Below are 21,761 nucleotides of genomic sequence, written 5' to 3'. Positions count from 1 at the left end.
GTGACTTTGGTTGTGCGGAGCGCGTGCGCGCCCGGGATCTACTCGGAGAGCGCGGGGATCGCGGCCGGGTCGCTCGCGTTGAGGAAGTCCGTCAGGCGCTCGGGCTCGCCCGCCTCGTCGATCGCGGACGCTGCACGGCGCAGCGCGAACAGTGCCCGGAGCACGCCACGGTTCGGCTCGTGCGACCACGGCACCGGACCGGCACCGCGCCACCCGGCCTTCCGCAGTGCGTCGAGGCCACGGTGGTACCCGACCCGCGCGTAGGCGTAGGACTCGAGGGTCGCGCCGCGCAGCCAGGCTTCGTCGGCGAGCAGCGCCCACGCCAGGCTCGACGACGGGTGCGACACGACGACACTCGCGATCGGGGCGTCGGCGGCGAGCGCGGCGGTCACCTCCGGTTCGGCGGGGAGCAGGGTCTCGGGGTTCGCGGTCGGGTTCGGCAGCAGGTTCTCCGGCATGCCCCCAGCCTGTCACCTCTTGCGCTCGGGCGGGGCCAGCCCTAGCGTGGGAGACCACCCCGTCGTCATCGCGGGGCCCCGGTGCGGGACGACCGACCGGCGGCACGGATGGCGGCCACGGGGCATCCCCGACGGAAGCGGACGAATTGCTGTCGATCACCGGTTCAGCTCAGCCCTCGCGCTGACACCGTGATCGTCGCGCCCCGTCGGGCGCACCCGGTGTCGAGCGCGCAGCTTCGATCACCGGGGAGGCACCTCCATGCCCATCAGTCCGTCCGTCGTCCTGCACGACGTCAGCTTCACCTGGCCCGACGGCACCGTCGCGCTCAGTCACCTCACCACCGCCTTCGGCCGGGGCCGCACCGGCCTGGTCGGGAGGAACGGGGCCGGCAAGTCCACGCTCGTCCGGCTGGTCACCGGTCAGCTCCACCCCACGTCGGGGACCGTCACGACGTCGGGTCCCGTCGACCACCTGCCCCAGCGCCTGCAGACGGCGGCGGACGACCGGGTCGCCGACCTGCTCGGCATCCGACCGACGCTCACGGCGCTCCGAGCCGTGCTCGGCGGCGACGCCGCACCGGAGCACTTCGAGGCGGTCGGCGACGACTGGGACCTCGAGGAGCGCGCCGCCGCCGCGCTCGACGGCATCGGGATCGGCCCGGCGCTCGGGAGCGCTGCCGGGCGCGCCGGGAGTGCCGACGCTGCCGTCGACGTGCTCGAGCGTCCGGCGTCGACGCTCTCCGGCGGTCAGGTCGTCCTCGCCGCGGTGGCCGGCATCCGGCTGCGCGGGCTGCCGATCGCGTTCCTCGACGAACCGACGAACAACCTCGACCGTCGTGCCCGTCAGCTGCTGCTCGACATGGTGGACGACTGGCGCGGCACCCTCGTCGTCGTCAGCCACGACCGGGAGCTGCTGGAGCACGTCGACGAGACGTGCGAGCTCCGCGACGGCGGCATGACCGTGTTCGGCGGGACCTTCAGCGCATTCGAGGAGCACGTCGCCGTGCAGCAGGCGGCCGTCGAGCGCGAGGTCCGCGTCGCCGAGCAGCGGCACCGCGCCGAGAAACGGCAGCGGATCGAGGCGGAGACGAAGATCGCGCGTCGGGCGAAGGCGGGCGAGAAGGCCGGCCGGTCGATGCCGAAGATCCTGGCGAACGAGCAGCGGAAGAAGGCGCAGGAGACCGCCGGTCGGCTCCGGGTGGCGCACGGCTCGGCCGAGCAGGAGGCCCTGGCGACCGCACGCGAGGCCGAGCTCCGGCTCCGCGTCGACGAGTCCATCCACGTCACGTTGCCCGACCCGGAGGTCCCGGCGTCACGCCAGATCGCGACGATCACCGTGCGGGGACGGAACACCGTCGTGCAGGGGCCGGAGCGGATCGCGGTCGCCGGGGACAACGGTGTCGGCAAGACCACGCTGCTCGAACAGCTCGTCGGGGTCCCCGGCGCCCGGGAGCACCCGCTGCCGGACACGGGGGCCGCCGCGCACGTCGACCGGATCGGCTACCTGCCGCAGCGGAAGGACTCGCTCGACGACGGCCGGACCGTGCTCGAGAACGTCGGTCGCGACGCACCCCACGTGCCGGTGGCCGAGGTGCGGAACCGGCTCGCCCGCTTCCTCGTCCGCGGGGACACCGTCGACCGGCCGGCCGGGGCGCTGTCCGGCGGGGAGCGGTTCCGGGTGGCACTGGCGAGCCTCGTGCTGGCCGACCCGCCACCCCAGCTGCTGGTGCTCGACGAGCCGACGAACGACCTCGACCTGACGAGCGTCGACCAGCTCGTCGACGCCCTGCGGGCCTACCGGGGCGCCCTGGTCGTGGTGAGCCACGACGAGACGTTCCTCGACCGGCTCGACCTCACCACGAGGATCGAGCTCGGGTAGCGGGCGCCGGCCCCGTCAGCGCCGCTTCGTCGGCCGGATCGCGAGCGACTCGATCGTGCCCCGCTCCGGCAGGTCGACGACGGTGCGGACGGCGGCGGCGACGTCCTCCGGGGCGAGGTAGTACGCGGTGTCGTAGTCCTCGCCGAGCTTCTCGGTGAGGGCGCGCTGCATGTCCGAGTCCGTCCGGCCCGGGTGCACGCTCGACACCCGGACGCCGTTCGCCCGCTCCTCCTCGCGGAGGGCGTCGGCGAAGGCCCGCAGCGCGAACTTCGACGCCGCGTACACGCCACCGCCCGGACCGGAGTGGAAGCCGGAGCCGCTGTTGATCGGCACGACGGTGCCGCGGGCCGCCCGCAGTGCGGGGAGCGCCAGGCGGGTGAGCTCGGCGACGGCGAAGAGGTTCGTGGCGAAGACCTGCTCCCACACGGTGCGCGGGGTGTCCGCGACGGTGGTGCCCTGTTCGACGCCGGCGGAGTGCACGAGCACGTCGAGCCGCTCCGGCAGCGCCGGGACCTCGCCGGCGCCGAGGTCACCGACGAACGGGGCCGCGCTCGGCAGCGCGGCGACGAGTTCGTCGACCGCTCCGGCGGACCGGCCACCGACGAGCACGTGGTGCGTCCGGCCGAGGTCGAGCGCGATCGCCCGGCCGATCCCACGGGTCGCGCCCGTCACGAGTGCGGTCGGACGGACGGGAGGCGCGGTGTCGGTCATGCCCACCAGCCTACGGATGCGTCGGGGCGGGACCGCACCGTGCCTCCAGGCGGTCAGCGTCCCGCGGACAGCAGCCGGCGTCGACGACGCGCCGTCCACACGACGACGGCCAGCGCAGCCAGCAGCAGGACCAGCGCGACGATCCCCCACGGCGATCCCGCGACCGCCTGGACGCCCGCCCAGAACAGTGCGATGCCGACCGTGGCGTAGACGAACGCCCACGCGGCGCACCCGGGCACCATGGCCGCGGTGTACCGCCACCACGGAACGCGAGCGACGCCGGCAGACGCGTTCATGACCGTCTGGAGGCCCACCGTCAGGAAGCTCACCGTGACGACCGGCAGCCCCCAGCGGTCGAGCAACGCCGATCCGCGCCGCACCGCCGCCGAGTCGAGCCAGCGTCCCCACCGGGAGCGGGATGCTCCGGCGACCGCCGCGCGCGCCAGCCAGTACGTGGCCTGCGCACGGCAGAACACGACGACGAACAGCGCGAGGACGAGCCACCAGAACGGGAGCCCCTCGAGGAAGGACGGCACGGGGCGAACCGTAGCGGCACGCCCCGGGAAACCGCCGTCAGCGCCGCTCGGCGTCCTCGCGGATCCTGATGCCGTCGAGGACGTCCTGCGCGCGCTTCTCGTCCTGCTTCTCGATCTGCCGGGTGTCGCGCTCCGGCAGCTGGATGTCGTCCTCGGCGCGGATGCCGGCCTGCAGCTCGCGGCCACGTTCGATCTCGGCGTCGAACTCGGCACCGAAGAGCAGCGCGTTGTTCGTGATCCAGATCCACAGCAGGAAGACGATCACGCCACCGAGGGAGCCGTAGGTGGCGTTGTAGTTCGAGAAGTTCCCGACGTAGAAGCCGAACCCGACGCTCGCGATGATCCAGATGAGGAGCGCGAGGATCGAGCCGCCGCTGACCCAGGTGAACTTCGGCTGGCGCACGTTCGGCGACCAGTAGTAGAGCACCGCCACCACGATGATCGCGATGACGAGCAGGATCGGCCACTGCACGATGGACAGCACCGTCACCGCGACGTCGCCGAGGCCGATGACGTCGCCGAAGCTCCGCGCCAACGGACCGCTGACGAGCACGAGCAGGCCGAGCACGAGCAGGATCACCGTGAAGAGGGTCACGCCGAGCATCGTCGGGCGGAGCTTCCAGATCGGACGACCCTCGCGGACGTTGTAGATCCGGTTCATCGCACGGCCGAAGGCCCCGACGTACCCGGAGGCCGACCAGATCGCGCCGACGACACCGACGATGAACGTCACGGGTGCGGCCGGCGACCGGACGAGGCCCTCGACGGGACTGCGGATGAGGTCCACGACCTGCTGGGACCCGACGTTGCCGACGACCCGGAGCAGGGTGTCGATCGTCGTGTTCGGGTCCGAGACCAGACCGAGGATCGACACCACGGCCAGCAGGCCCGGGAAGAGCGCCAGCACCGAGTAGTACGTCAGGCTCGCGGCGAGGTCGGTGCACTGGTCGCTGGAGAACTCGCGGAGCGTCTTCTTGAGCGTGTAGACGACCGTGGGCTTCTTGAGGTCGGTCGGGCTGTCCGGCTTCCGCGCATCGTCGGGAGCCGGCTTGTCCTGGTTCGTCGTCATGGGTCTACCCCCTCGCCTTCACGGCCTGCTTCGACCGCTTCACCGCTTGCTTCCGGTTCTTGTCGGCGCGCCGCTGCACCGCGGCGATACCGGCCTGCTGCTTCACCCGGGCCTTGTGCGCCGGGTCACGATCGAGTGCCTCCTCCGCAGCCTTCCTCCCGGCCTTCCGAGCCTTGCGGCCCTTGCGGCCGGGCTGCGCCTGTTCCTCCGCCGACGGACCGTTGCCGCGCGCACCGAACGGCAGGAGCGCGGTGAATGCCGAGGACGCAGCGGACGGCGTCGGATCGGCCAGGTGTCCGGCCGGACTGTTGCGGATCGCGAACCCGGTCACGATCGCCGCCACACCGGCGGCCGCGGTGATGCCCATCGCCACCAGCGGTGTCGGGTCGCGGTGCCAGCGCTGCTTCGCCTTCGCGACGGCGAGACGTGTCCGCGCGGGGACGTCGGCCCGACGACGGATCTCGGTCACCGTGTCGGTGATGTGCTCGCGCGTCCGCACGTTGGCGAGTTCGAGCTCGGGAAGACTGTCCTTGGCCATTCACCATTTCCTACACGTCGACCCCGGAGCGGCGCCCAGTGTGACCGGCCTACCGTGCGCGTCATGCTCTTCCGAGACGTCGCCGAGGGGATCCACCGCCTCGAGATCGCACACACCAACACGTACCTCGTCGAGACCGGCGACCAGCTGCTCGTGGTCGACGCGGGACTGCCCGCCGCGTGGCCGCACCTGCAGCTCGCCGTCCGCGACCTCGGGTACTCGCCCGACCGGGTCGAGGGGCTCCTCCTCACCCACGGGCACTTCGACCACGTCGGCACCGCCGCGCGGATGCACCGCGACTGGGGGACGCCCGTCTTCGTGCACCCGGGCGACCGGTACCTCGCCGCGCACCCGTACTCGTACCGCCCCCAGACGAACCGGTTCGGGTTCGTGGCGCTGCACCCGGGCGGGCTCCGACCACTCGGCGAGATGCTGCTCGCCGGTGCCGTGACGGTCGACGGCATCGCGGACACGGAGCCGCTCGAGTCTCGGGCGGACGTGCCGGGGACGCCGTGGATCATCGAGACGCCCGGGCACACCGACGGACACGTGGCGCTGCACTTCGCCGACCGTGACGCGGTGATCGCCGGCGACGCACTGGTCACGTTCGACCCGTACACCGGCGGGATCGGGCCGCGGATCGTGGCGCCGGCGGCCACCTCGGACGTGGACACCGCGGTCGCGTCGCTCGACCGGCTCGTGGACACCGAGGCGAAGCACGTGCTGCCCGGTCACGGGCCCGGCTGGTCGCTCGGCGTGCGTGCGGCGGTCGCGCAGGCGCGGCGCGCCGCCGGCGCCGCCTGACGCGCGCCGGCGCGCGCCGGCGCTCGGCCCGCCGCGAGTCTCGCGGTCAGCGACACTTCTCGGGTGCGTGGACGCAAGGAGTGTCGCTCAGCCCGAGACTCGGCCTCCGGCGCGCGGCGCGGCGGGGCCAACCCGGCGCGACCAGACCGACGGCCTGGAGGCGCGCGTCGGGACCGCCACGCGCCTCCAGGCCGTCAGACGGTCACCGTCAGGACGGGACGACCACGTCCTCGGGCAGTCCGGAGGCCGCGGAGCGGGCCGCCGCCTCCATGAGTGCGAGGCTCCGCAGGTTGTCGCGGCCGCTCGTCGCCGGAGCCGGACCACCCGTGACCGAGCGCGCGAAGGCCTGCAGCCCGCCCTGGCGGTCGGTGTGCTCCATCGCGGGCAGCTCGACCGGCACGGCGTCGTCGTCCTGGGTGCGGCGCACGGTCACCCGGTCGCCCTCCACCGCGTTCGGCTCGCCGTCACGGCTCGTGAACCAGAGTTCGCCGTCCTCGCCCTCGATGCTCCACTCGCCGGCCCACGCGGTACGCGGACCACGACTGAGCCAGCTGCCGCGGTAGCTGACCACGAGCCCGCCGTCGAGTTCGATGATCATCGACGCGACCGCTTCGTCCTGGTACTTGCTGTACGACGGGAAGGACGCCTTCGCGTAGACGCGCACTGCCTCGCGACCGGTGACCATCCGGATGAGGTCGAAGTGGTGGATGGCCATGTCGTTGATCATCGCGTGCGGGAACGCGTAGTGCGGGTACTCCCCGACCGGCTGGTCGTTGTCCCACTGGCGGAAGTCGATGTTGATGGCCGAGAGCTCGCCGACGGTGTCCTTCGCGAGGAGGTCCTGCACGACCCGGGGCGCCGGGTACCAGCGGTAGTTCTGGCTGACCTGCAGCACGAGGCCGAGCTCCTCGGCCCGGCGCACTGCGGTGACGGCCTCGTCCGTGGTGTTCGCGAACGGCTTCTCGACGAGGACGTGCTTGCCGGCCTCGAGCGCCTCGAGGGCGAGCGGCACGTGCGTGACGGCCGGGGCGGTGATGACGACTGCGTCCGCCTCGACCCCGGCGAGCGCCTCGGTGAGGGACGCGAACGCGGCGGAGGCGGGCAGCCCGAGGTCCTGCTGCACGGCGGCGAGGGTCGCGGGCACCGGGTCGACGATCCCGACCACCTCCACTTCGGTGACCTGCGGGATGGCGGTGCGGGCCCAGTTGCCGCCCCACCCTCCGAGACCGACGTGGATGATCCGGACGCTCATGCGTGCACTCCTTCGTGGCTGGTGACGCACCACGGACGCCGCGGTGCGTCCGTCCAGTCTGTCAGGGCTGCGATCAGTGCGTGAACGCGTACGCGATGAGTGCCATCGTCACGATGAACCCGGCGAGGTAGTTGATCCAGAGGAACCGCTTCCACCCCGCGTTCGCCGACTCGGCGTCGGCGTCGGTGACGTTCCACCACGGCAGCACGTTGCAGGCGTACGGGATCACGACGACCGCGGCGATCGGTCCCGGGAACGCCGAGAACAGCAGCGCGACACCGGCCACCAGGTACGCCACGAACGCCAGGCGCACGGTCGCCCGCGCACCGATCACGGTCGCCACGGAGCCGATGCCGCCCGCGCGGTCGGCCAGCACGTCCTGCACCGCGCCGAACGCGTGCGACGCCACACCCCACAGGAAGAACGCGATGCAGACCGCGACGAGCTGCCCGGTCCAGTGCGGTCCGGCGAGCGCCAGGCCGTAGACCGCCGGGGACACGAAGTGCGTCGACGAGGTGAGCGAGTCGAGGAACGGCTTCTCCTTGAAGCGCAGCCCCGGTGCCGAGTAGGCGAGGACCGCGAACACGCTGATCGCGAGGACGAGCCACGACCACGGGCCGTTGCCGCTCGCCGCCCCGAGGAGCACCAGCGCGACCAGGAACGGCACGTTCGTGACGACGACCGCCCACAGCGTCGTGCGGTGCACGCTCTTGTCGAGCAGTGCCCCCTCGACCCCGCCCTTCCGCGGGTTCCGCAGGTCGGACTCGTAGTCGAAGACGTCGTTGATGCCGTACATCGCCAGGTTGTAGGGCACCAGGAAGTACACGACGCCGACGATGAACGCGGCGAGCGAGAACCCGCCGCCGCCCTCGACGCCGACGCCGCTGCCGAGCAGGTAGGCGGCGCCGAACGGGTAGGCGGTGTTCACCCAGCTGATCGGCCGCGACGACACGAACAGTGCCCGCATGGTCGACGGCCGGGAGGCGGTGCTGGCGTTCATCGCGTGGGTTCTTCTTCCTGGGACGGTCGGGTCTCGGGCGGCGGTCCGGTTCCGGACGTCTGCCCGGTCGTGCGGTCGAACAGGACCCAGAGGCTCGGCAGCAGCACGATCGCGGCCATCGCGTACGCCAGGTCCTCGACCGGGATCGCCCCGATCTTCGCACCACTGATGAGCGCCGGGTCGTACGCCACGATGCGCAGCGTGACGATCACGTTGTCGAACACGATCGTCATGACGAGCAGCACGACCCCGGCGACCAGCCCCGTGACCAGCGCGGTCCGCCGCCCCGTCGAGGCCGGCCGTCCCGCTGCCCGCGCTCGACGTGCGGCCACGACCCCGGCGACGACCGCCACCACGGCGACCACGGCGAAGAACGGCAGCGCGAGGAGCGCGTACGCACCCGACCCGGTCACGAGCGGCTCCGTTCGGCGTCCCGGAGTCGACGGGCGACGACCGGCCCGACGAACCCGGTGAGGTTCATCGTCGTGTAGCAGAGCAGCAGCAGGAAGAAGAGCTCCTCGAGCGGGACGTCGGGCGCGAGCAGCACCCCGGTCAGCAGACGCTGCGGACCGATGAAGAAGATGCCGGCCGCGACGCCGAGCGCGTCCCACACCAGGAAGAACGCGACCCCGACGAACATCACGGCCGCAGCACGCCACGGCGCCCGCCAGAAGAACAGCCGGAACCGAGCGTCGAGCACGGTCATGCCGACGAGCGACACGACGAGCCCGGCGAGGTACAGCCCGGGCATCAGACCGTCGCTGCCCGCTCCTGCGGAACGGTCCGCTCGGCTCCGAGCGGCGTCGGCAGGGGCTCGGTGCTGGTGTCGCCGTGGATGCGCTTGATGAGGACCTCGGCGCTGATGAGGCACATCGGCAACCCGATGCCCGGGATCGTCGAGGCGCCGGCGTAGTACAGGCCCTCGACCTTCCGGGACGCGTTCTTCTCACGGAAGAACGCGCTCTGCTTGAGGGTGTGCGCCGGGCCGAGCATCGAGCCGTTCCAGGCGTTGTAGTCGTCGGCGAAGTCGCGCGGCCCGATCGTCCGGCGGACCCGGATGCGGTCGCGCAGGTCCGGGACCCCGGCGCGTTCGGCGACGACGTCGATCGCGCGGTCCGCGATCCGCTCGACCTCGTAGTCGCCGGCGCCGTCGATGCCGCCCTTCCCGATCGACAGGTCCGCGGGGAGCGGCACCAGGATGAAGAGGTTGCTCGACCCGGGCGGAGCGACCGTCGAGTCGGTCTCGGACGGGGCGCAGACGTAGATCGACGCGGGGTCCGGGACGTGCCGGTCGGCGCCGAAGATCGCGCCGAAGTTCGCCTTCCAGTCCTCGGTGAACACGAGGGTGTGGTGGAGGAGGCCGGGCGTCGGCCCGTCGATGCCGAGGTACACGAGGACGGCGCTCGGCCCCGGGTCGCGCTTCTGCCAGTGCGCCGCCGGGTACGTGCGGTGCTCCTTGTCGAGCAGCTGGAGCTCGGTGTGCCGGAGGTCGGCCGCGCTCACCACGAGGTCGGCGGGGGCGGTGTGCTGCACGCCCCGACGGTCGCGGTGGACGACACCGGTGACGTGTCCGTCCTCGACGACGATCCGCTCGACCTTCGCACCGGCGATGATCGAGGCGCCCTCGCGTCGGGCGACCCGCTCGACCGCGGAGATGACCTCGGTGATGCCGCCCTTCGGGTAGAGCACCCCGTCGGCCAGGTCGAGGTGGCTCATCAGGTGGTACATGCTCGGCGCGGCGTACGGGCTCGTGCCGAGGAACACCGCGGGGTAGCCGAGGACCTGCCAGAGCCGACGGTCCTTCACGGCGGACTCGGCGAACGTCGACAGGGGCTCGATGAGCAGGCGGGCGAGCTTCGGCAGGCGGCGGAGGACGTCCGGGGCGGCCAGCTTCCGGAGGTCCTGGAACGACGTGTAGAGGAACCGGCGGATCGCCATCGCGTAGGTGTCCTCGGCCGAGGCGAGGTACTTCCGGATCTTCGCGCCCGCACCCGGCTCGACCGACTCGAACAGGGCGATGTTCGCCTCGCGGTCGGCACGGAGGTCGATGGGCTCGTCGTGGCCCTCGCTGTAGACGCGGTACCCGGGGTCGAGCTTCACCAGGTCGAGCTCGGCGTCGGCCGAGGTGCCGAGCAGCTGGAAGAAGTGGTCGAAGACCTCGGGCATGAGGTACCACGACGGACCCGTGTCGAACCGGAAGCCGTCCTGCTCCCACGAACCGGCACGGCCGCCGAGCGCCTTCCGCTGCTCGAGCACCGTCACCGAGAAGCCGTCGCGGGCCAGCAGGGCGGCGGACGCGAGCCCGCTGATGCCACCCCCGATGACGACTGCGCGCCGGGCGGGCACCTTCCGCTTGGAAGCCGCCTTCTTCGGACTGGAGGCGCGGGGCGGGGTCATGACGTGCCTCCAGGGCGGTTCGTGGCGCCACGTGACCGCAGAGGTGCGCGTCGGGTGAGCACCTGCGCGGCGAGCCGCGCCTTCACGGGGTTCGGCACGCGGACGCGCGTCGTGATGAGGAGGTTCGCCGGCGTCGCCGCGATCCGGTCGTTCAGCTCCTGGAAGAGCGCGTGCGCCAGCGCGACCGCGTTGCGGGCGTCCGCCGGCAGGAGCGGGACCGTACGCGCCGCCCGGTCGAGGTCGGACTGGACGTCGGCGACGAGCCGGTCCTTCGTGGCCTCGTCGAACGTGCGGACCTCGACGCCCGGGAAGTACGACCGCCCCAGGACCTCGAAGTCGGCGTGCAGGTCGCGCAGGAAGTTCACCTTCTGGAACGCCGCACCGAGGGCCCGGGCGCCGTCGACGAGCACGGCGTCGTCGAACGTCGGCCGACCGGCGCGGTACACGAACGCGCGGAGGCACATCAGCCCCACGACCTCGGCCGAGCCGTACACGTAGGTGGCGAACGAGGCGTCGTCGTGCTCGGTGCGCTCGAGGTCCATCCGCATCGAGGCGAAGAACGGCCTCGTGAGCTCGGGACCGAAGCCGGTGACCCGGGCAGTGCGGGCGAACGCGTGCACGACGGGGTTCACCGAGAAGCCGAGCGCGATGGCCCGTTCGGTGTCGGTCTCGAGCTCGTCGAGCACCGTGCGCGCCAGGTCGTGGTCGAGCCCGGCCTCGGTCGCGGGACCGTCGACGACCTCGTCGGCGACGCGGACGAGGGCGTACACGTTCCGGATGTGCTCGCGCGTGTCCTTGGCGAGCAGACGGCTGGCGAGTCCGAACGACGTCGAGTACCGGTCGATGACGACCCCGGAGGCTGCCTCGGCCGTCGCGTCGTAGAGGGCCAGACGCGGAGTGGTGCTGTGACTCACCGTGCGCGCTCCACGAGTTCGGTCACGAGGCCCTCCAGGCGGTCGGCGAGGTCGTACGGCAGTCCGGCGAGTTCGGCACGGGCGAGGGCGGCGTGCTCGGCGACGCGGGACTCCGCCGCCGCGCGGGCACCGCAGGACACCAGGGTCGCACGGACCTCGTCCGCGCGCTCCTCGGTCAGGTCGGGATCGCCGAGGTACGGCTCGAGCTGGGGCCAGCAGTCGGTCGTCGCCGCGTGGGCGATGAGCATCGTGCGCTTGCCCTCGCGGAGGTCGCCGAGGACGCTCTTGCCCGTCATCGTCTCGTCGCCGAACACCCCGAGCAGGTCGTCCACGATCTGGTACGCGATGCCGATCTCGCGGCCGAAGGCGCCGAGCGCGGTGACCGTCTCCTCGCTCGCGCCGGCGAGCACCGCACCGGACTGCAGCGGCGCCTCGAACGAGTACACGCTCGTCTTCGCACGCTCCATCGCGAGGACCTCGTCGACGGTCGGCATCACCCCGAGCGCGAGATCGACGTCGGTCATCTCACCCGCGGCGCTCGCGAACACGGCTTCGTCCAGCAGTTCGAGCAGCCGGGCGCGTCGGTCCCCGGTGACGCCCGACGCCTCGATGAAGCGCGGGGCTGCGGCGAGCGCGAGGTCCCCGGCGATCACCGCGGCGCTCATGCCGCGGTGCTCGGCGGTCGGCAGCGGCAGGCCGCCCGTCGTGCCGGTGTCACGGAACGACCCGGCGACGTTCGGCTGCCCCCGGCGGGACCAGTCGCGGTCGATGACGTCGTCGTGCACGACCAGCGCGGTGTGCAGCAGTTCGTAGGCGGCGGCGACGTTCGCGGCGGCGTGCGCGTCGTCGCCGCGCAACCCGCTGTACGCGGTGAGGACCATGCGCGGACGGAAGCGCTTCCCGCCCATGCTCGCCTTGCGGAGCACTCGCCAGAGTTCTTCCGATGGTCGTCCGTACCGCTCGGCGCGGGCCGACGACACAGCGAAGAAGCGCTCGAGGCAGTCGTCGACGAGCGCGAGGTCGATGTGCGCCACGGTGGCCGCTTCCTCGCTCATTGGCCTAACCTATCGGTGCAGATGAGCACTTTCCCTGAAACCGTGGTGCTTCTGGCCGAGGATCGTACCCCGATCGGCACGGCCGACAAGTTCACGGTGCACACAGACCACACGCCCCTCCACCTGGCGTTCTCCTGCCATGTGCGGAACACCGACGGCGAGGTCCTCGTGACCCGCCGAGCGCTGTCGAAGAAGACGTGGCCGGGGGTGTGGACGAACACGTTCTGCGGGCACCCCGGGCCGGACGAGTCGTTCGAGGACGCCATCGCCCGCCGAGCTTCGCGCGAACTCGGGATCGCCGTGCGCGACGTCGAACTCGTGCTGCCGGACTTCCGGTACCGGGCGGTCGACGCCTCGGGCATCGTCGAGAACGAGGTCTGCCCGGTGTACCGCGCGGTCACCGACGACGTCCCGGCACCCGCGGACGACGAGGTCGCCGAGTACGCCTGGGTCTCCGAGGAGTCGCTGTTCGCCTCGGTCGACGGTGCGCCGTTCGCCTGGAGCCCCTGGCTCGGCTGGCAGCTCACCGAGCTGTCGTCGGCCGGGCTGCACCTGACGCGCTGATCCCGCTCGATCGGGCAGCCCGTTTCCAGGGCCGGCCGTCGACAATGGTGGGCATGACCACCACGGAGCGCGACGTCGCGCGCAGCACCTCCGCCGCGGACGCCGTGCTCGAAGCGCTCCGTGACGACCCGGTGATCGCCAGCGTCAAGGACGCCTCGGCCCTCGGGCAGGTACTCGCCTCCGACCGGGGCGTGGTGTTCGTCCTGTACGGCAGCGTCCTCGACATCGTGGAGATCGTCGACCGCGCGAAGGCCGCTGGCAAGACGGTCTTCGTGGACGTCGACCTGCTCGACGGGTTCGCCGCGCGCGAGGTCGTGGTGACCTGGCTCGCGGAGCACACCCGCGCAGACGGGGTGCTGTCGACGAAGTCGAACCTGGTGCGGGCGGCGAAGCGCGCGGGCCTCGTGGCGGTGCAGCGTTTCTTCCTCGTCGACTCGTTCTCGTACCACCAGCTCCCCCGCGTCGTCGAGCAGGCGAAGCCCGACGCGATCGAGATCCTGCCCGGGTGCATGCCGCGCGTGATCACCTGGCTCCGCGACGACATCGACGTGCCGATCATCGCCGGTGGCCTGGTGTGCGACAAGGCCGATGTGGTGGCGGCCCTCGGCGCGGGTGCGGTCGCGGTGGCGTCGTCCGACCGCGACGTCTGGGGCATGTGAACGCACCGATCCGAGCCGAGGCATCGAGCGCGACGAGGCTGAACGCCCGCTCACTTGGCGCGCTCCGACGACCGGAGTAGGGTCGGTCGTCGGCCACGGAGGTGGCCCAGCGCGCCACGGACCGTGGCCGCGACGGACCAGAAGGGCAGGTGAGGCGCGATGTCGGGTGACCATCCTCGATCGGGCCGGCCGCCCCTGACGGTCGTCGCCGTGCCCGTTCGCTGAACCACGCCCTGCCCCGGGTCCGCCCGGAGTGCATCGCGCCTGCCTGCTCCCGAGAGGAGCACCGCATGGCACTGATCGACAACGGGATCTACGTCCGAGGACGTCGGGTCGAGTCGCCGTCGACCCTGTCGCCCGACACGCGGGGAGACCTCGCGTGGATCGGGCTGCTCCGACCCGATCCATCGGAGCTGCAGGCCGTCGCGACCGAGTTCGACCTGCACGAGCAGGCCGTCGAGGACGCTCGGAAGGGCCACCAGCGCGCCAAGCTCGAGCGGTACGGCGACACCCTCTTCCTCGTGCTCCGGCCCGCGTGGTTCGACGCCCGGAACGAGTCCGTCACGTTCGGCGAGGTCCACCTGTTCGTCGGCGACCGCTTCGTCGTGAGCGTCCGGCACGCCGAGCGCCCCGACCTCGCGGCGCTCCGCACGCGGGTCGAGGCCGATCCGGAGTTCCTCGCGAAGGGCTCCGAGGCCGTCACCGCCGCGGTGCTCGACGAGGTCGTGGACGGCTACGCCCCGGTGGTCGAGATCCTGCAGGACCAGATCGACGCGATCGAGGACCAGCTGTTCGCCGGGCAGGTCGACCCGGGCGTCTCGAAGCGGATCTACCAGCTGCTCAGCGAGGTGCTCGGGTTCCAGCGGGCGACGAAGCCGGTGCCCGCGATGGTGAAGGGCCTGCTCCGCGGCTCGGACAAGTACGGCGTCGACGACGAGGTGCAGCACCGGCTCCGGAACGTCCTCGACCACGCGCTCCGGGTCACCGAGCGGGTGGACTCGTTCCGGGCGCTGCTCGAGAACGCCCTGACCCTGCACGCGACCCTGGTATCGCAGGAGCAGAACGAGGCGATGCGGCGGATGACGAGCGCGAGCCTCGCCCAGGGCGAGGAGAGCCGACAGCTCGCCCGTGCGGCCCACCGCCAGGGCGAGGAGGTGAAGAAGATCTCGTCGTGGGCGGCGATCCTCTTCGCACCCGGGCTCATCGCCGGCGTCTACGGGATGAACTTCGACCACATGCCGGAGCTGCACTGGCGGTACGGCTACCCCGTCGCGATCGTCGGGATGCTCGTCCTGATGGGCGTCCTCTGGGCGGTCTTCCGCAAGCGCAACTGGCTGTAGACGCCGTCGCGTCGACGGCCTGGAGGCGCGGTGTCCGCTGGCACCGTGCCTCCGGGCCGTCGTCCGCTCGCGTCAACCGACGATCGCCGCGGTCTGTCGGTACAGGTCATCGGTGTGCGCGGTGACGTCGGCGTGCACCGCGCGCAGCGCGTCGTAGACGGCCGCCGTCGACGGGTCCGGCGCGAAGCGGTCCCGCTCCACGACCATCGCCTCCGCCGCCGCTGCGAACGACGGGTGCACCCCGGTCGCGACTGCGGCGCAGACCGCCGCCCCGCGTGCGGCCGCGCTGTCCCCGACGATCCGGATCGTCGGCAGCTGGAAGACGTCGGCCATCACGCGCATCATCAGGTCGGAGGACGACCCACCGCCGGAGACGACGACCCGCTCGTACGGTGTGCCGAGCTCGGCGGCCATCGCGTCGACGCGCTCCCGCATCGTCATCGCGATGCCCTCGAGGATGGACCGGTAGACGTGCGCCCGGCCGTGCCGCCGGTCGAACCCGAGGATCGAGCCCTTCCGGAAGCCCGCGTCCGCGGGAGCGAGCCAGTCGAGCACGGTCAGCAGGCCGTCGGAGCCCGCCGGGACGGACTCGGCCTCGCGGTTGAGCCGTTCCTCGACGCGCTCCCCCGTTGCCTCGGCGGCAGCGGCCGCGTCCGGTCCGAGCAGGTCGCGGAACCAGCTGACCGTCCACATGCCCCGGCGGATGCCTCCGGACTCGTAGAGGTAGCGCCCCGGCTCTGATCCGAAGTTCGTCCAGAAGTCGGTCGCACCGGAGATGTCGCGGTCCCCGACGGACATGCCCGCGATGTAGGTGCCGAGGGAGACGAGGAGCGTCGTCGGGTCGAGCAGCCCGCAGCCGAGCGCTTCCACCGCCTTGTCGTTCGCCGTGGCGATCACCGGCAGGCCGACCGGGAGGCCCGTGGCGGCGGCCGCAGCGGCCGTCACGCTGCCGAGCTGGTCTCCGGGGTCGACGAGCTCGAAGAGCTGCTGTCGCTGCATGCCGGTGGCGGCATACGACGCCGCATCGGTGCTCCACCGCCACGTCTCGGTGTCGATGGGCCACGCGCCCTGGTAGTTCGCCGCCGTGTCCCGGAACGTGCCGGTGAGCCGGTGCGTGACGTACCCGGAGGACGTGGTGACGTACGCGACGTCGTCGCGCTCGGGCACGAACGGGCCATCCACGCGGGCGTCCATCCAGCTCATCACCGGCTGTGCAAGCGACCCGTCGGCCCGCAGCACCGCCCGGCAGAAGCGGATGGTGCAGAGCCCGACGCCGACGATCTCGGAGGGGTCACCGGGGAACTCCGCCATCGCGATCCGGCAGGCGGCCGCGATCGAGTCCCAGAGGTCGTCGTCCGGGTGCTCGACGACACCAGGTGCCGGCGTGTGGTTCGGCCGCAGCGGGACGCGCCCCTCGGCGACGACCCCGCCCCGCTCGTCGAAGACGGTGACCTTCGACGACTGCGAACCGTTGTCGATGCCGACGAGGTACCTGGTCATGCGCGGAAGGTCGTTTCCGGGTGCTCGGCGGCCGGCTGGATCGCGCCCGCGGCCGGGAAGACCGTGCCCTTGTTCATGATGCCCTTCGGGTCGAACTGCGCCTTGAGCCCCTGCATGATCGCGAACGCGGAACCGTGTTCCTCTTCCACCCACGGGGTGCGGTACTTGCCGACGCCGTGATGGTGGACCATCGAGCCGCCGTGGCGCAGCGCCTCTTCGACGATGATCGCGTTGAGGGGGATGTGGTACTTCTCGATCTCCTCCTCCGGGGAGCAGTCGATCCGGTAGTCGTACACGAAGTACATGTTCGTGCCGGTCTGGTAGCTGTGCGACGAGTGGCCGCCGAGCATCGTGAGGTCGCCGGCGTGCGGGTACTCGTTCCGGATGCGTTCGATGACCGCGTCGTACACGTCGCCGACGGCGGACCAGTCGGCCGAGATCTCGGTCGTGTAGCCGAGCTGGCGGTCGGTGAGCATGACGGCCTTCTCGGCGTCGATCTTGTCCTGACCCCAGTTGAGGCCCGCGAACCACTCCTCGATGCGCGCCGGGTCGACCTTCTCGTGCGGGTGCTGGTCGAGGACGCGCTGGATCTCCTCACTGGTGGCCTGGACGATGCCGGCGGGGCCCTCGGCCACGAAGACGACGACGCACTTGTCCTTCGAGAAGTGCGAGAAGTGCTGGTTCGCGTCCTCCGGCGAGTACAGGCGGACGACCGAGGGGTGGAAGCCGTTCGTGATGACCTCGCGGAGGATCGCGATGCCGGTGCGCATGTCGTCGACGAGCGCGCCGTGGAACTCGTTGTTCTCCGGCTGGTACCGGAAGACCTTGACCGTGACCTCGGTGATGACGCAGAGCGCACCCTCGTTGCCGATGACGACGTGGCGGATGTCCGGTCCGGCCGATCGGCGCGGGACGGCCTTGATGCGACGGACCGCGCCGCCGGGGAACACGGCCTCGAGCCCGACGACCATGTCCTCGATCGCGCCGTAGAGCGTCGAGAACTGGCCGATCGAGCGCGTCGCGACGAGGCCGCCGTACTGCGCGAGCGGCTTCGACTGCGGCGAGTGCCCCGTGGTGAGGCCCTGCAGGCGGAGCTCGTCCTCGAGGCGCTGGAGCGGCACGCCGGCCTGCACCGTGACCTGCATGTTCTCGGGGTCGATGCGCAGGACGGCGTCCATCCGCGAGCAGTCGAGGACGATCGTGTCGACGACGCTCGTCTCGAGGCCACCCTCGGTGCCCGTGCGACCGGTGCGGGGGACGATGTTCACGAGGGTGTCGTTCGCGAACGCGAGGATCGCGGCGACGTCCTCGGTGGACTCGGCGTTGACGATGGCGACGGGTGTCGGAGCGTCGTAGATGCCGTGCACCGACTGGTACTTCTTGAAGCGGTCGACCGAGGCGTCCTTGAGCTGCTGCTCGTCCGTGTCGATCTGGTCGGGGCGGACGATGGCGGCGAGACGCGTGAGGATCTCGGCCCGGTCGAGTGTGGCGATCGAGTCGATCATGGTGGTGAGCCTTTCGTTGGTGTGTTCCGTTGGGCTGGTCGGGAGGGCGGCGTCAGCGCACGAGGTACCCGCCGTCGACCGTCAGCGTGTGGCCGTTGACGTAGTCGGACGCACGTGAAGCGAGGAAGACGGTCGCGCCCATCAGGTCGGCGACGTCGCCCCAGCGGCCGGCGGGGATGTGGTCGAGGACGCGCTGGTTCGTTTCCGGGTCCGCCCGGGTCTGCTCGGTGATCTTCGTCGCGAAGTACCCGGGGGCGATCGCGTTCACCTGCACGTTGTGCCGCGCGAGCTCGTCGCAGTACGCCTTCGTGAACCCGACGATGCCGTGCTTCGTGGCCGCGTACGCCGGGGACCACTGGCCGCCGAGGAACGCGAACAGCGACGCGATGTTGATGATCTTGCCGGAGCCCTGCCGGGCGAAGTGCTTCGCGACCACGTGCCCGAGGGCGAACGGCGCGGTGAGGTTCACGGCGATCATCGGGTCCCACCGGGCACGGTCGAAGGACTCGACCTCGTCGAGCAGGCAGATGCCCGCGGAGTTCACGAGCACGTCGACACCGCCGAGCCGATCGACGCAGGTGTCGACGATCTGCGCCGGGGCGTCGTCGGCGGTGAGGTCGATCTGCAGGAACTCGTACCGGCGGCCCTCGGCCTCGATGAGTGCACGCGTCGTGCCGTCGTCGTCGACGACGCTCGGGACGAAGACGTCGGCACCGGCCTTCGCGAGGGCGAGCGAGAACGCCTGTCCGAGGCCCGAGTTGCCGCCGGTCACGATGACCCGCTTGCCGGCGAGCGAGAACAGGTCCATCGAGAAGTCGCGGATGTCCATGGGGTGGGGTCCTTTCGTGGGGGTGCTGGCGGTCCGCCGGGTCACGCGGCGACGGCGACGTCGGGCACGCTGCGGCGGGCGAGCTCGCGAGCGCGGACGCGCATGGTGAGGGTGGTGAGGAGGACGCCGAGGACGGCTGCGCCGATCAGCACGGCGAACAGCGTCGTGTAGCCGCCGCCCTGGGACGCGACGCCGTTGGACGGGTCGCCGACCCACCAGGCGCCGAGGGCGGGGAGGAAGGCGTCCGGCAGGTAGGCGATGCCCGAGGCCAGGCCGATCACGCCGCCGCGCTGGGCGAGCGGGACCTCGACCTCGCCGACCTGCGCCCAGTAGACGCCGCGCGAGGTGAACAGCGCGAGGCACATCACGATCATGAGCACCACGGCGATCCAGACGAGCGCGGGGTCGTGCGGCAGGACGAGGAACCCGAACGCGCTGACCGCCGCGACGACGAAGGCCCAGCGGAGGAACGCCGGGGACGACTTGGTCCAGCGGTCGACGAGCAGACCGCCGACCGGCCCGCCGACGATCTGGAACACGTAGGTCCGGACGACACCGATCGCCCCGAGCAGGACGACGGGCACCGCGAACCCGTCTTGGAGCAGCGGCGTGAGGTACCCGAGCAGCGTGTAGAAGCAGTACATCAGCATGATCGAGGAGCCGATCAGCCAGGTGTACTTGTTGCGGGCGGCGGCGCCGAGCTCCCGGAGCGTGACCGTCTGCCGACCGACCTGGCCGACTGCATCGCGGTCGGCGCGGACCACGAGGAGCACGAGCACCGCGAACACGAGGCAGAGCACGCCGTAGATCCGCATCACCCAGAGCACCCCGTCGGCGTCGGCGATCGCGGCCGCGACGATCCCGGCACCGATGAACCCGATGACCGTCGAGGTGATGCCACGGACGCCCTCGAGCCAGCCGAAGAGCCTGCCTTGCTCGTCGGCCGAACCGAGCATCGAGACGAGCTTGACGAGCGAGGACCAGTAGAGCCCCATCCCGAGCACGGCCATCAGGACGTGGGCGACGACGATGCCGGTCTCCCCCGGCACGGTCGCGAGCCAGAGGTCGACCACGCCCATGCCCGCGAGGGCGACGACGATGAGGGCCTTCGGCGAGAAGCGGTCGGCGAACCACCCGCCGCAGAAGTACATGACCACGGCGACGGCACCGAAGACCGAGGTGATCTCGCCGTAGCGCTGGACGGAGATGCCGAGCGCGTGGGCCGTGTCCGCGAGGAACACGAACCGGATGTACGCGACCTGGAAGATCACGCCGCCGGTCATGGACAGGACGATGAAGCTCGTCAGTCTGCGGGACTTGGTCAAGACCACTCCTTCGTGGTGGGTGGGTGCTGGGGTGCGTGGGGTGCTGGGGTGCGTGGGGTGCTGGGGGCGTCCGGGCACAAAAAAACAGCGACACCCCAGCGCTGGTGCGCTGCGGGTGCCGCTGTTCTCTGAGGTCTGGAGCGACTGCCGTCCCTCGGGTGGGACGGCCGATCTGCAGTTGTGCGCTCCGGTGGTGATATGCCGGATACGACGTCAACGCTAACCCATGGACCTTCGAACCACAACTCAGCTGGCGTGGATGCTCAGGGCGTGCATAATGATCTGGCTCGGTATGTGAACGTGCACATCGCGGTGCCACGACACCGAGCAGGAAACGAGTAGCAATGGCGTCGACGCGGACACAGCAACCGCGGTCGCCGAGCATCCGCGACGTGGCGCGGATCGCAGGCGTGTCGCACCAGACCGTGTCACGAGTGCTCAACAACTCGGACGCGATCCGGGCGGAGACCCGTGACAAGGTCCTCGCCGCGATGGAGCAGCTGCAGTACCGACCCAACCGGGCGGCGCGGGCGCTGGTCACCAGTCGCACCCGCACCATCGGCGTGCTCACCGCGCAGCGCTCGCACTACGGGCCGGCGGTGACGATGCAGGCCATCGAGGACGCCGCCGTCAGCCGGGGCTACTCGGTGACGACGGCGAACATCGCGGAGCCCACGGACACCGCGGTGCGCGACGGCCTCGGACACCTGCTCGACCAGGACGTCGAGGGCATCGTGGTCATCGCGCCCCAGCAGCGGGTGTTCGACCTCATCGAGGAACTCGGCATCCGGACCCCCTACGTGACGATGCGCTCGAGCGTCGGTGAGGACCCGACGGCGCTCTGGGTCGACCAGATGGAGGGCGCCCGGCTGGCGACCGCGCACCTGCTCGACCTCGGGCACGAGTACGTCCGGCACATCGCGGGGCCGCAGGACTGGATCGAGGCGGACGCCCGGATGCAGGGCTTCCTCCGCGAGATGTCCGACCGGGACATGCCCGTGGTGCCGCCGATCCTGGGTGACTGGAGCGCCGACTTCGGCTACCACGCCGGCCGCGAACTGCTGCGTTGGCGGGACTGCACCGCGGTGTTCTGCTCGAACGACGCGATGGCGCTCGGTGTGATGCACGCCGCGCGCTCGTACGGGCTGGACGTGCCGGGCGACCTGTCCGTGGTCGGGTACGACGACATCCCCGAGGCGAAGCACTTCTGGCCGCCCCTCACGACGGTGCAGGTCGACTTCGCCGAACTCGGTCGACGCTGCGTGGACCTGCTCCTGCCCGGCGACGACGAACTGCTCCGGCCGATCGACATCGTGCCCCAGCTCGTCGTGCGCGGCTCGACGAGCGCGCCCCGCAAGCGCTGACGCGACCACAGGGCGGCCTGGAGGCGCGTGGCGGGTCCGCCACGTGCCTCCAGGCCGATGTG

Annotated in this window: 22 protein-coding genes; 6 read left to right on the top strand and 16 right to left on the bottom strand. The window is 71.3% G+C overall.

Annotated elements, in window-relative coordinates; translation table 11 throughout:
* Window positions 1–38 precede the first annotated feature (38 nt).
* Window positions 39–458, bottom strand: a complete 420-nt coding sequence (locus BLT36_RS05405) for a DUF3151 domain-containing protein (RefSeq protein WP_092092587.1) — start codon at window positions 456–458, stop codon at window positions 39–41.
* 259 nt (window positions 459–717) lie between these two features.
* Between BLT36_RS05405 and BLT36_RS05400 the strand changes: the two genes are divergently transcribed.
* Entirely contained in the window at window positions 718–2,337 is a 1,620-nt protein-coding gene (locus BLT36_RS05400; protein ID WP_092092585.1) for an ABC-F family ATP-binding cassette domain-containing protein, read from the top strand.
* Between the two features lie 15 nt (window positions 2,338–2,352).
* Here BLT36_RS05400 and BLT36_RS05395 read toward each other — a convergent pair whose 3' ends face one another.
* The 4 genes from BLT36_RS05395 to BLT36_RS05380 are packed head-to-tail and all read right to left on the bottom strand — an operon-like array spanning window position 2,353 to window position 5,191.
* Window positions 2,353–3,048 carry an SDR family oxidoreductase gene (locus BLT36_RS05395; protein ID WP_092092583.1) on the bottom strand — a complete coding sequence of 232 codons (696 nt, stop codon included), beginning with the start codon at window positions 3,046–3,048 and terminating at the stop codon, window positions 2,353–2,355.
* Window positions 3,049–3,101: 53 nt separating this feature from the next.
* Complete coding sequence (locus BLT36_RS05390) at window positions 3,102–3,584, bottom strand: DedA family protein (protein WP_092092581.1); 483 nt, start codon at window positions 3,582–3,584, stop codon at window positions 3,102–3,104.
* 37 nt (window positions 3,585–3,621) lie between these two features.
* Window positions 3,622–4,653 carry a YihY/virulence factor BrkB family protein gene (locus tag BLT36_RS05385; protein WP_092092579.1) on the bottom strand — a complete coding sequence of 344 codons (1,032 nt, stop codon included), beginning with the start codon at window positions 4,651–4,653 and terminating at the stop codon, window positions 3,622–3,624.
* Between the two features lie 4 nt (window positions 4,654–4,657).
* Window positions 4,658–5,191 (bottom strand): hypothetical protein, encoded by a 534-nt coding sequence (locus BLT36_RS05380; protein WP_092092577.1) that lies wholly within the window; start codon window positions 5,189–5,191, stop codon window positions 4,658–4,660.
* A gap of 63 nt (window positions 5,192–5,254) precedes the next feature.
* Here BLT36_RS05380 and BLT36_RS05375 point away from each other — a divergent pair, with 63 nt between their 5' ends.
* Window positions 5,255–5,995 carry an MBL fold metallo-hydrolase gene (locus tag BLT36_RS05375; RefSeq protein WP_092094351.1) on the top strand — a complete coding sequence of 247 codons (741 nt, stop codon included), beginning with the start codon at window positions 5,255–5,257 and terminating at the stop codon, window positions 5,993–5,995.
* Window positions 5,996–6,203: 208 nt separating this feature from the next.
* Here the strand turns inward: BLT36_RS05375 and BLT36_RS05370 are convergent, their stop codons facing one another.
* The 7 genes from BLT36_RS05370 to BLT36_RS05340 form a co-directional block, all read right to left on the bottom strand.
* Window positions 6,204–7,247, bottom strand: coding sequence for a Gfo/Idh/MocA family protein (locus BLT36_RS05370; RefSeq protein ID WP_092092575.1), 1,044 nt, complete (start codon window positions 7,245–7,247; stop codon window positions 6,204–6,206).
* A 73-nt stretch (window positions 7,248–7,320) separates the two neighbouring features.
* Window positions 7,321–8,247 (bottom strand): prenyltransferase, encoded by a 927-nt coding sequence (locus tag BLT36_RS05365; RefSeq protein ID WP_092092573.1) that lies wholly within the window; start codon window positions 8,245–8,247, stop codon window positions 7,321–7,323.
* The gene (locus BLT36_RS05360; RefSeq protein WP_175529501.1) at window positions 8,244–8,660 is read right to left on the bottom strand and encodes a lycopene cyclase domain-containing protein; all 417 of its coding nucleotides are present in this window, start codon (window positions 8,658–8,660) and stop codon (window positions 8,244–8,246) included. Before BLT36_RS05360 ends, BLT36_RS05365 begins: the two co-directional genes overlap by 4 nt.
* Complete coding sequence (locus BLT36_RS05355; RefSeq protein ID WP_092092569.1) at window positions 8,657–8,998, bottom strand: lycopene cyclase domain-containing protein; 342 nt, start codon at window positions 8,996–8,998, stop codon at window positions 8,657–8,659. Before BLT36_RS05355 ends, BLT36_RS05360 begins: the two co-directional genes overlap by 4 nt.
* Window positions 8,998–10,644 (bottom strand): phytoene desaturase family protein, encoded by a 1,647-nt coding sequence (crtI, locus tag BLT36_RS05350; protein WP_092092567.1) that lies wholly within the window; start codon window positions 10,642–10,644, stop codon window positions 8,998–9,000. Before crtI ends, BLT36_RS05355 begins: the two co-directional genes overlap by 1 nt.
* Entirely contained in the window at window positions 10,641–11,558 is a 918-nt protein-coding gene (locus BLT36_RS05345) for a phytoene/squalene synthase family protein (RefSeq protein ID WP_092092565.1), read from the bottom strand. The genes crtI and BLT36_RS05345 overlap by 4 nt, the downstream gene beginning before the upstream one ends.
* Complete coding sequence (locus BLT36_RS05340) at window positions 11,555–12,613, bottom strand: polyprenyl synthetase family protein (protein ID WP_092092563.1); 1,059 nt, start codon at window positions 12,611–12,613, stop codon at window positions 11,555–11,557. Before BLT36_RS05340 ends, BLT36_RS05345 begins: the two co-directional genes overlap by 4 nt.
* 21 nt (window positions 12,614–12,634) lie before the next feature.
* On the opposite strand from BLT36_RS05340, the gene idi reads away from it, so the two are divergent.
* The 3 genes from idi (at window position 12,635) to BLT36_RS05325 (ending at window position 15,176) form a co-directional block, all read left to right on the top strand.
* Window positions 12,635–13,177 (top strand): isopentenyl-diphosphate Delta-isomerase, encoded by a 543-nt coding sequence (gene idi / locus BLT36_RS05335; RefSeq protein ID WP_092094349.1) that lies wholly within the window; start codon window positions 12,635–12,637, stop codon window positions 13,175–13,177.
* 53 nt (window positions 13,178–13,230) lie between these two features.
* Window positions 13,231–13,836 (top strand): glycerol-3-phosphate responsive antiterminator, encoded by a 606-nt coding sequence (locus tag BLT36_RS05330; RefSeq protein WP_092094347.1) that lies wholly within the window; start codon window positions 13,231–13,233, stop codon window positions 13,834–13,836.
* A gap of 290 nt (window positions 13,837–14,126) precedes the next feature.
* On the top strand, window positions 14,127–15,176 hold the full coding sequence (locus BLT36_RS05325) for a magnesium and cobalt transport protein CorA (protein ID WP_092092561.1): 1,050 nt from the start codon (window positions 14,127–14,129) through the stop codon (window positions 15,174–15,176).
* Window positions 15,177–15,248: 72 nt separating this feature from the next.
* Here BLT36_RS05325 and BLT36_RS05320 read toward each other — a convergent pair whose 3' ends face one another.
* The 4 genes from BLT36_RS05320 to BLT36_RS05305 are packed head-to-tail and all read right to left on the bottom strand — an operon-like array spanning window position 15,249 to window position 20,335.
* Entirely contained in the window at window positions 15,249–16,676 is a 1,428-nt protein-coding gene (locus BLT36_RS05320; protein WP_092092559.1) for an FGGY-family carbohydrate kinase, read from the bottom strand.
* Entirely contained in the window at window positions 16,673–18,181 is a 1,509-nt protein-coding gene (locus BLT36_RS05315; protein WP_092092557.1) for an FAD-binding oxidoreductase, read from the bottom strand. The genes BLT36_RS05320 and BLT36_RS05315 overlap by 4 nt, the downstream gene beginning before the upstream one ends.
* Before the next feature lie 52 nt (window positions 18,182–18,233).
* Entirely contained in the window at window positions 18,234–19,010 is a 777-nt protein-coding gene (locus tag BLT36_RS05310) for an SDR family NAD(P)-dependent oxidoreductase (protein WP_092092555.1), read from the bottom strand.
* A 41-nt stretch (window positions 19,011–19,051) separates the two neighbouring features.
* Window positions 19,052–20,335 carry an MFS transporter gene (locus BLT36_RS05305; RefSeq protein WP_139166377.1) on the bottom strand — a complete coding sequence of 428 codons (1,284 nt, stop codon included), beginning with the start codon at window positions 20,333–20,335 and terminating at the stop codon, window positions 19,052–19,054.
* Between the two features lie 344 nt (window positions 20,336–20,679).
* Here BLT36_RS05305 and BLT36_RS05300 point away from each other — a divergent pair, with 344 nt between their 5' ends.
* Window positions 20,680–21,699, top strand: coding sequence for a LacI family DNA-binding transcriptional regulator (locus BLT36_RS05300; protein WP_092092551.1), 1,020 nt, complete (start codon window positions 20,680–20,682; stop codon window positions 21,697–21,699).
* Window positions 21,700–21,761 lie beyond the last annotated feature (62 nt).

Source organism: Curtobacterium sp. UNCCL20 (genome assembly GCF_900101675.1).
Lineage (GTDB): Bacteria > Actinomycetota > Actinomycetes > Actinomycetales > Microbacteriaceae > Curtobacterium.
This window is presented reverse-complemented; position numbering and strand designations above follow the sequence as displayed.

Coding starts and splice junctions, on each gene's coding strand:
- BLT36_RS05380 (WP_092092577.1), bottom strand. CDS start 5,191: ATGGCCAAGGACAGTCTTCCCGAGCTCGAACTCGCCAACGTGCGGACG.
- crtI (WP_092092567.1), bottom strand. CDS start 10,644: ATGACCCCGCCCCGCGCCTCCAGTCCGAAGAAGGCGGCTTCCAAGCGG.
- BLT36_RS05395 (WP_092092583.1), bottom strand. CDS start 3,048: ATGACCGACACCGCGCCTCCCGTCCGTCCGACCGCACTCGTGACGGGC.
- BLT36_RS05320 (WP_092092559.1), bottom strand. CDS start 16,676: ATGACCAGGTACCTCGTCGGCATCGACAACGGTTCGCAGTCGTCGAAG.
- BLT36_RS05375 (WP_092094351.1), top strand. CDS start 5,255: ATGCTCTTCCGAGACGTCGCCGAGGGGATCCACCGCCTCGAGATCGCA.
- BLT36_RS05340 (WP_092092563.1), bottom strand. CDS start 12,613: ATGAGCGAGGAAGCGGCCACCGTGGCGCACATCGACCTCGCGCTCGTC.
- BLT36_RS05385 (WP_092092579.1), bottom strand. CDS start 4,653: ATGACGACGAACCAGGACAAGCCGGCTCCCGACGATGCGCGGAAGCCG.
- BLT36_RS05310 (WP_092092555.1), bottom strand. CDS start 19,010: ATGGACATCCGCGACTTCTCGATGGACCTGTTCTCGCTCGCCGGCAAG.
- BLT36_RS05355 (WP_092092569.1), bottom strand. CDS start 8,998: ATGCCCGGGCTGTACCTCGCCGGGCTCGTCGTGTCGCTCGTCGGCATG.
- BLT36_RS05315 (WP_092092557.1), bottom strand. CDS start 18,181: ATGATCGACTCGATCGCCACACTCGACCGGGCCGAGATCCTCACGCGT.
- BLT36_RS05400 (WP_092092585.1), top strand. CDS start 718: ATGCCCATCAGTCCGTCCGTCGTCCTGCACGACGTCAGCTTCACCTGG.
- BLT36_RS05330 (WP_092094347.1), top strand. CDS start 13,231: ATGACCACCACGGAGCGCGACGTCGCGCGCAGCACCTCCGCCGCGGAC.
- BLT36_RS05325 (WP_092092561.1), top strand. CDS start 14,127: ATGGCACTGATCGACAACGGGATCTACGTCCGAGGACGTCGGGTCGAG.
- BLT36_RS05300 (WP_092092551.1), top strand. CDS start 20,680: ATGGCGTCGACGCGGACACAGCAACCGCGGTCGCCGAGCATCCGCGAC.
- BLT36_RS05405 (WP_092092587.1), bottom strand. CDS start 458: ATGCCGGAGAACCTGCTGCCGAACCCGACCGCGAACCCCGAGACCCTG.
- idi (WP_092094349.1), top strand. CDS start 12,635: ATGAGCACTTTCCCTGAAACCGTGGTGCTTCTGGCCGAGGATCGTACC.
- BLT36_RS05365 (WP_092092573.1), bottom strand. CDS start 8,247: ATGAACGCCAGCACCGCCTCCCGGCCGTCGACCATGCGGGCACTGTTC.
- BLT36_RS05370 (WP_092092575.1), bottom strand. CDS start 7,247: ATGAGCGTCCGGATCATCCACGTCGGTCTCGGAGGGTGGGGCGGCAAC.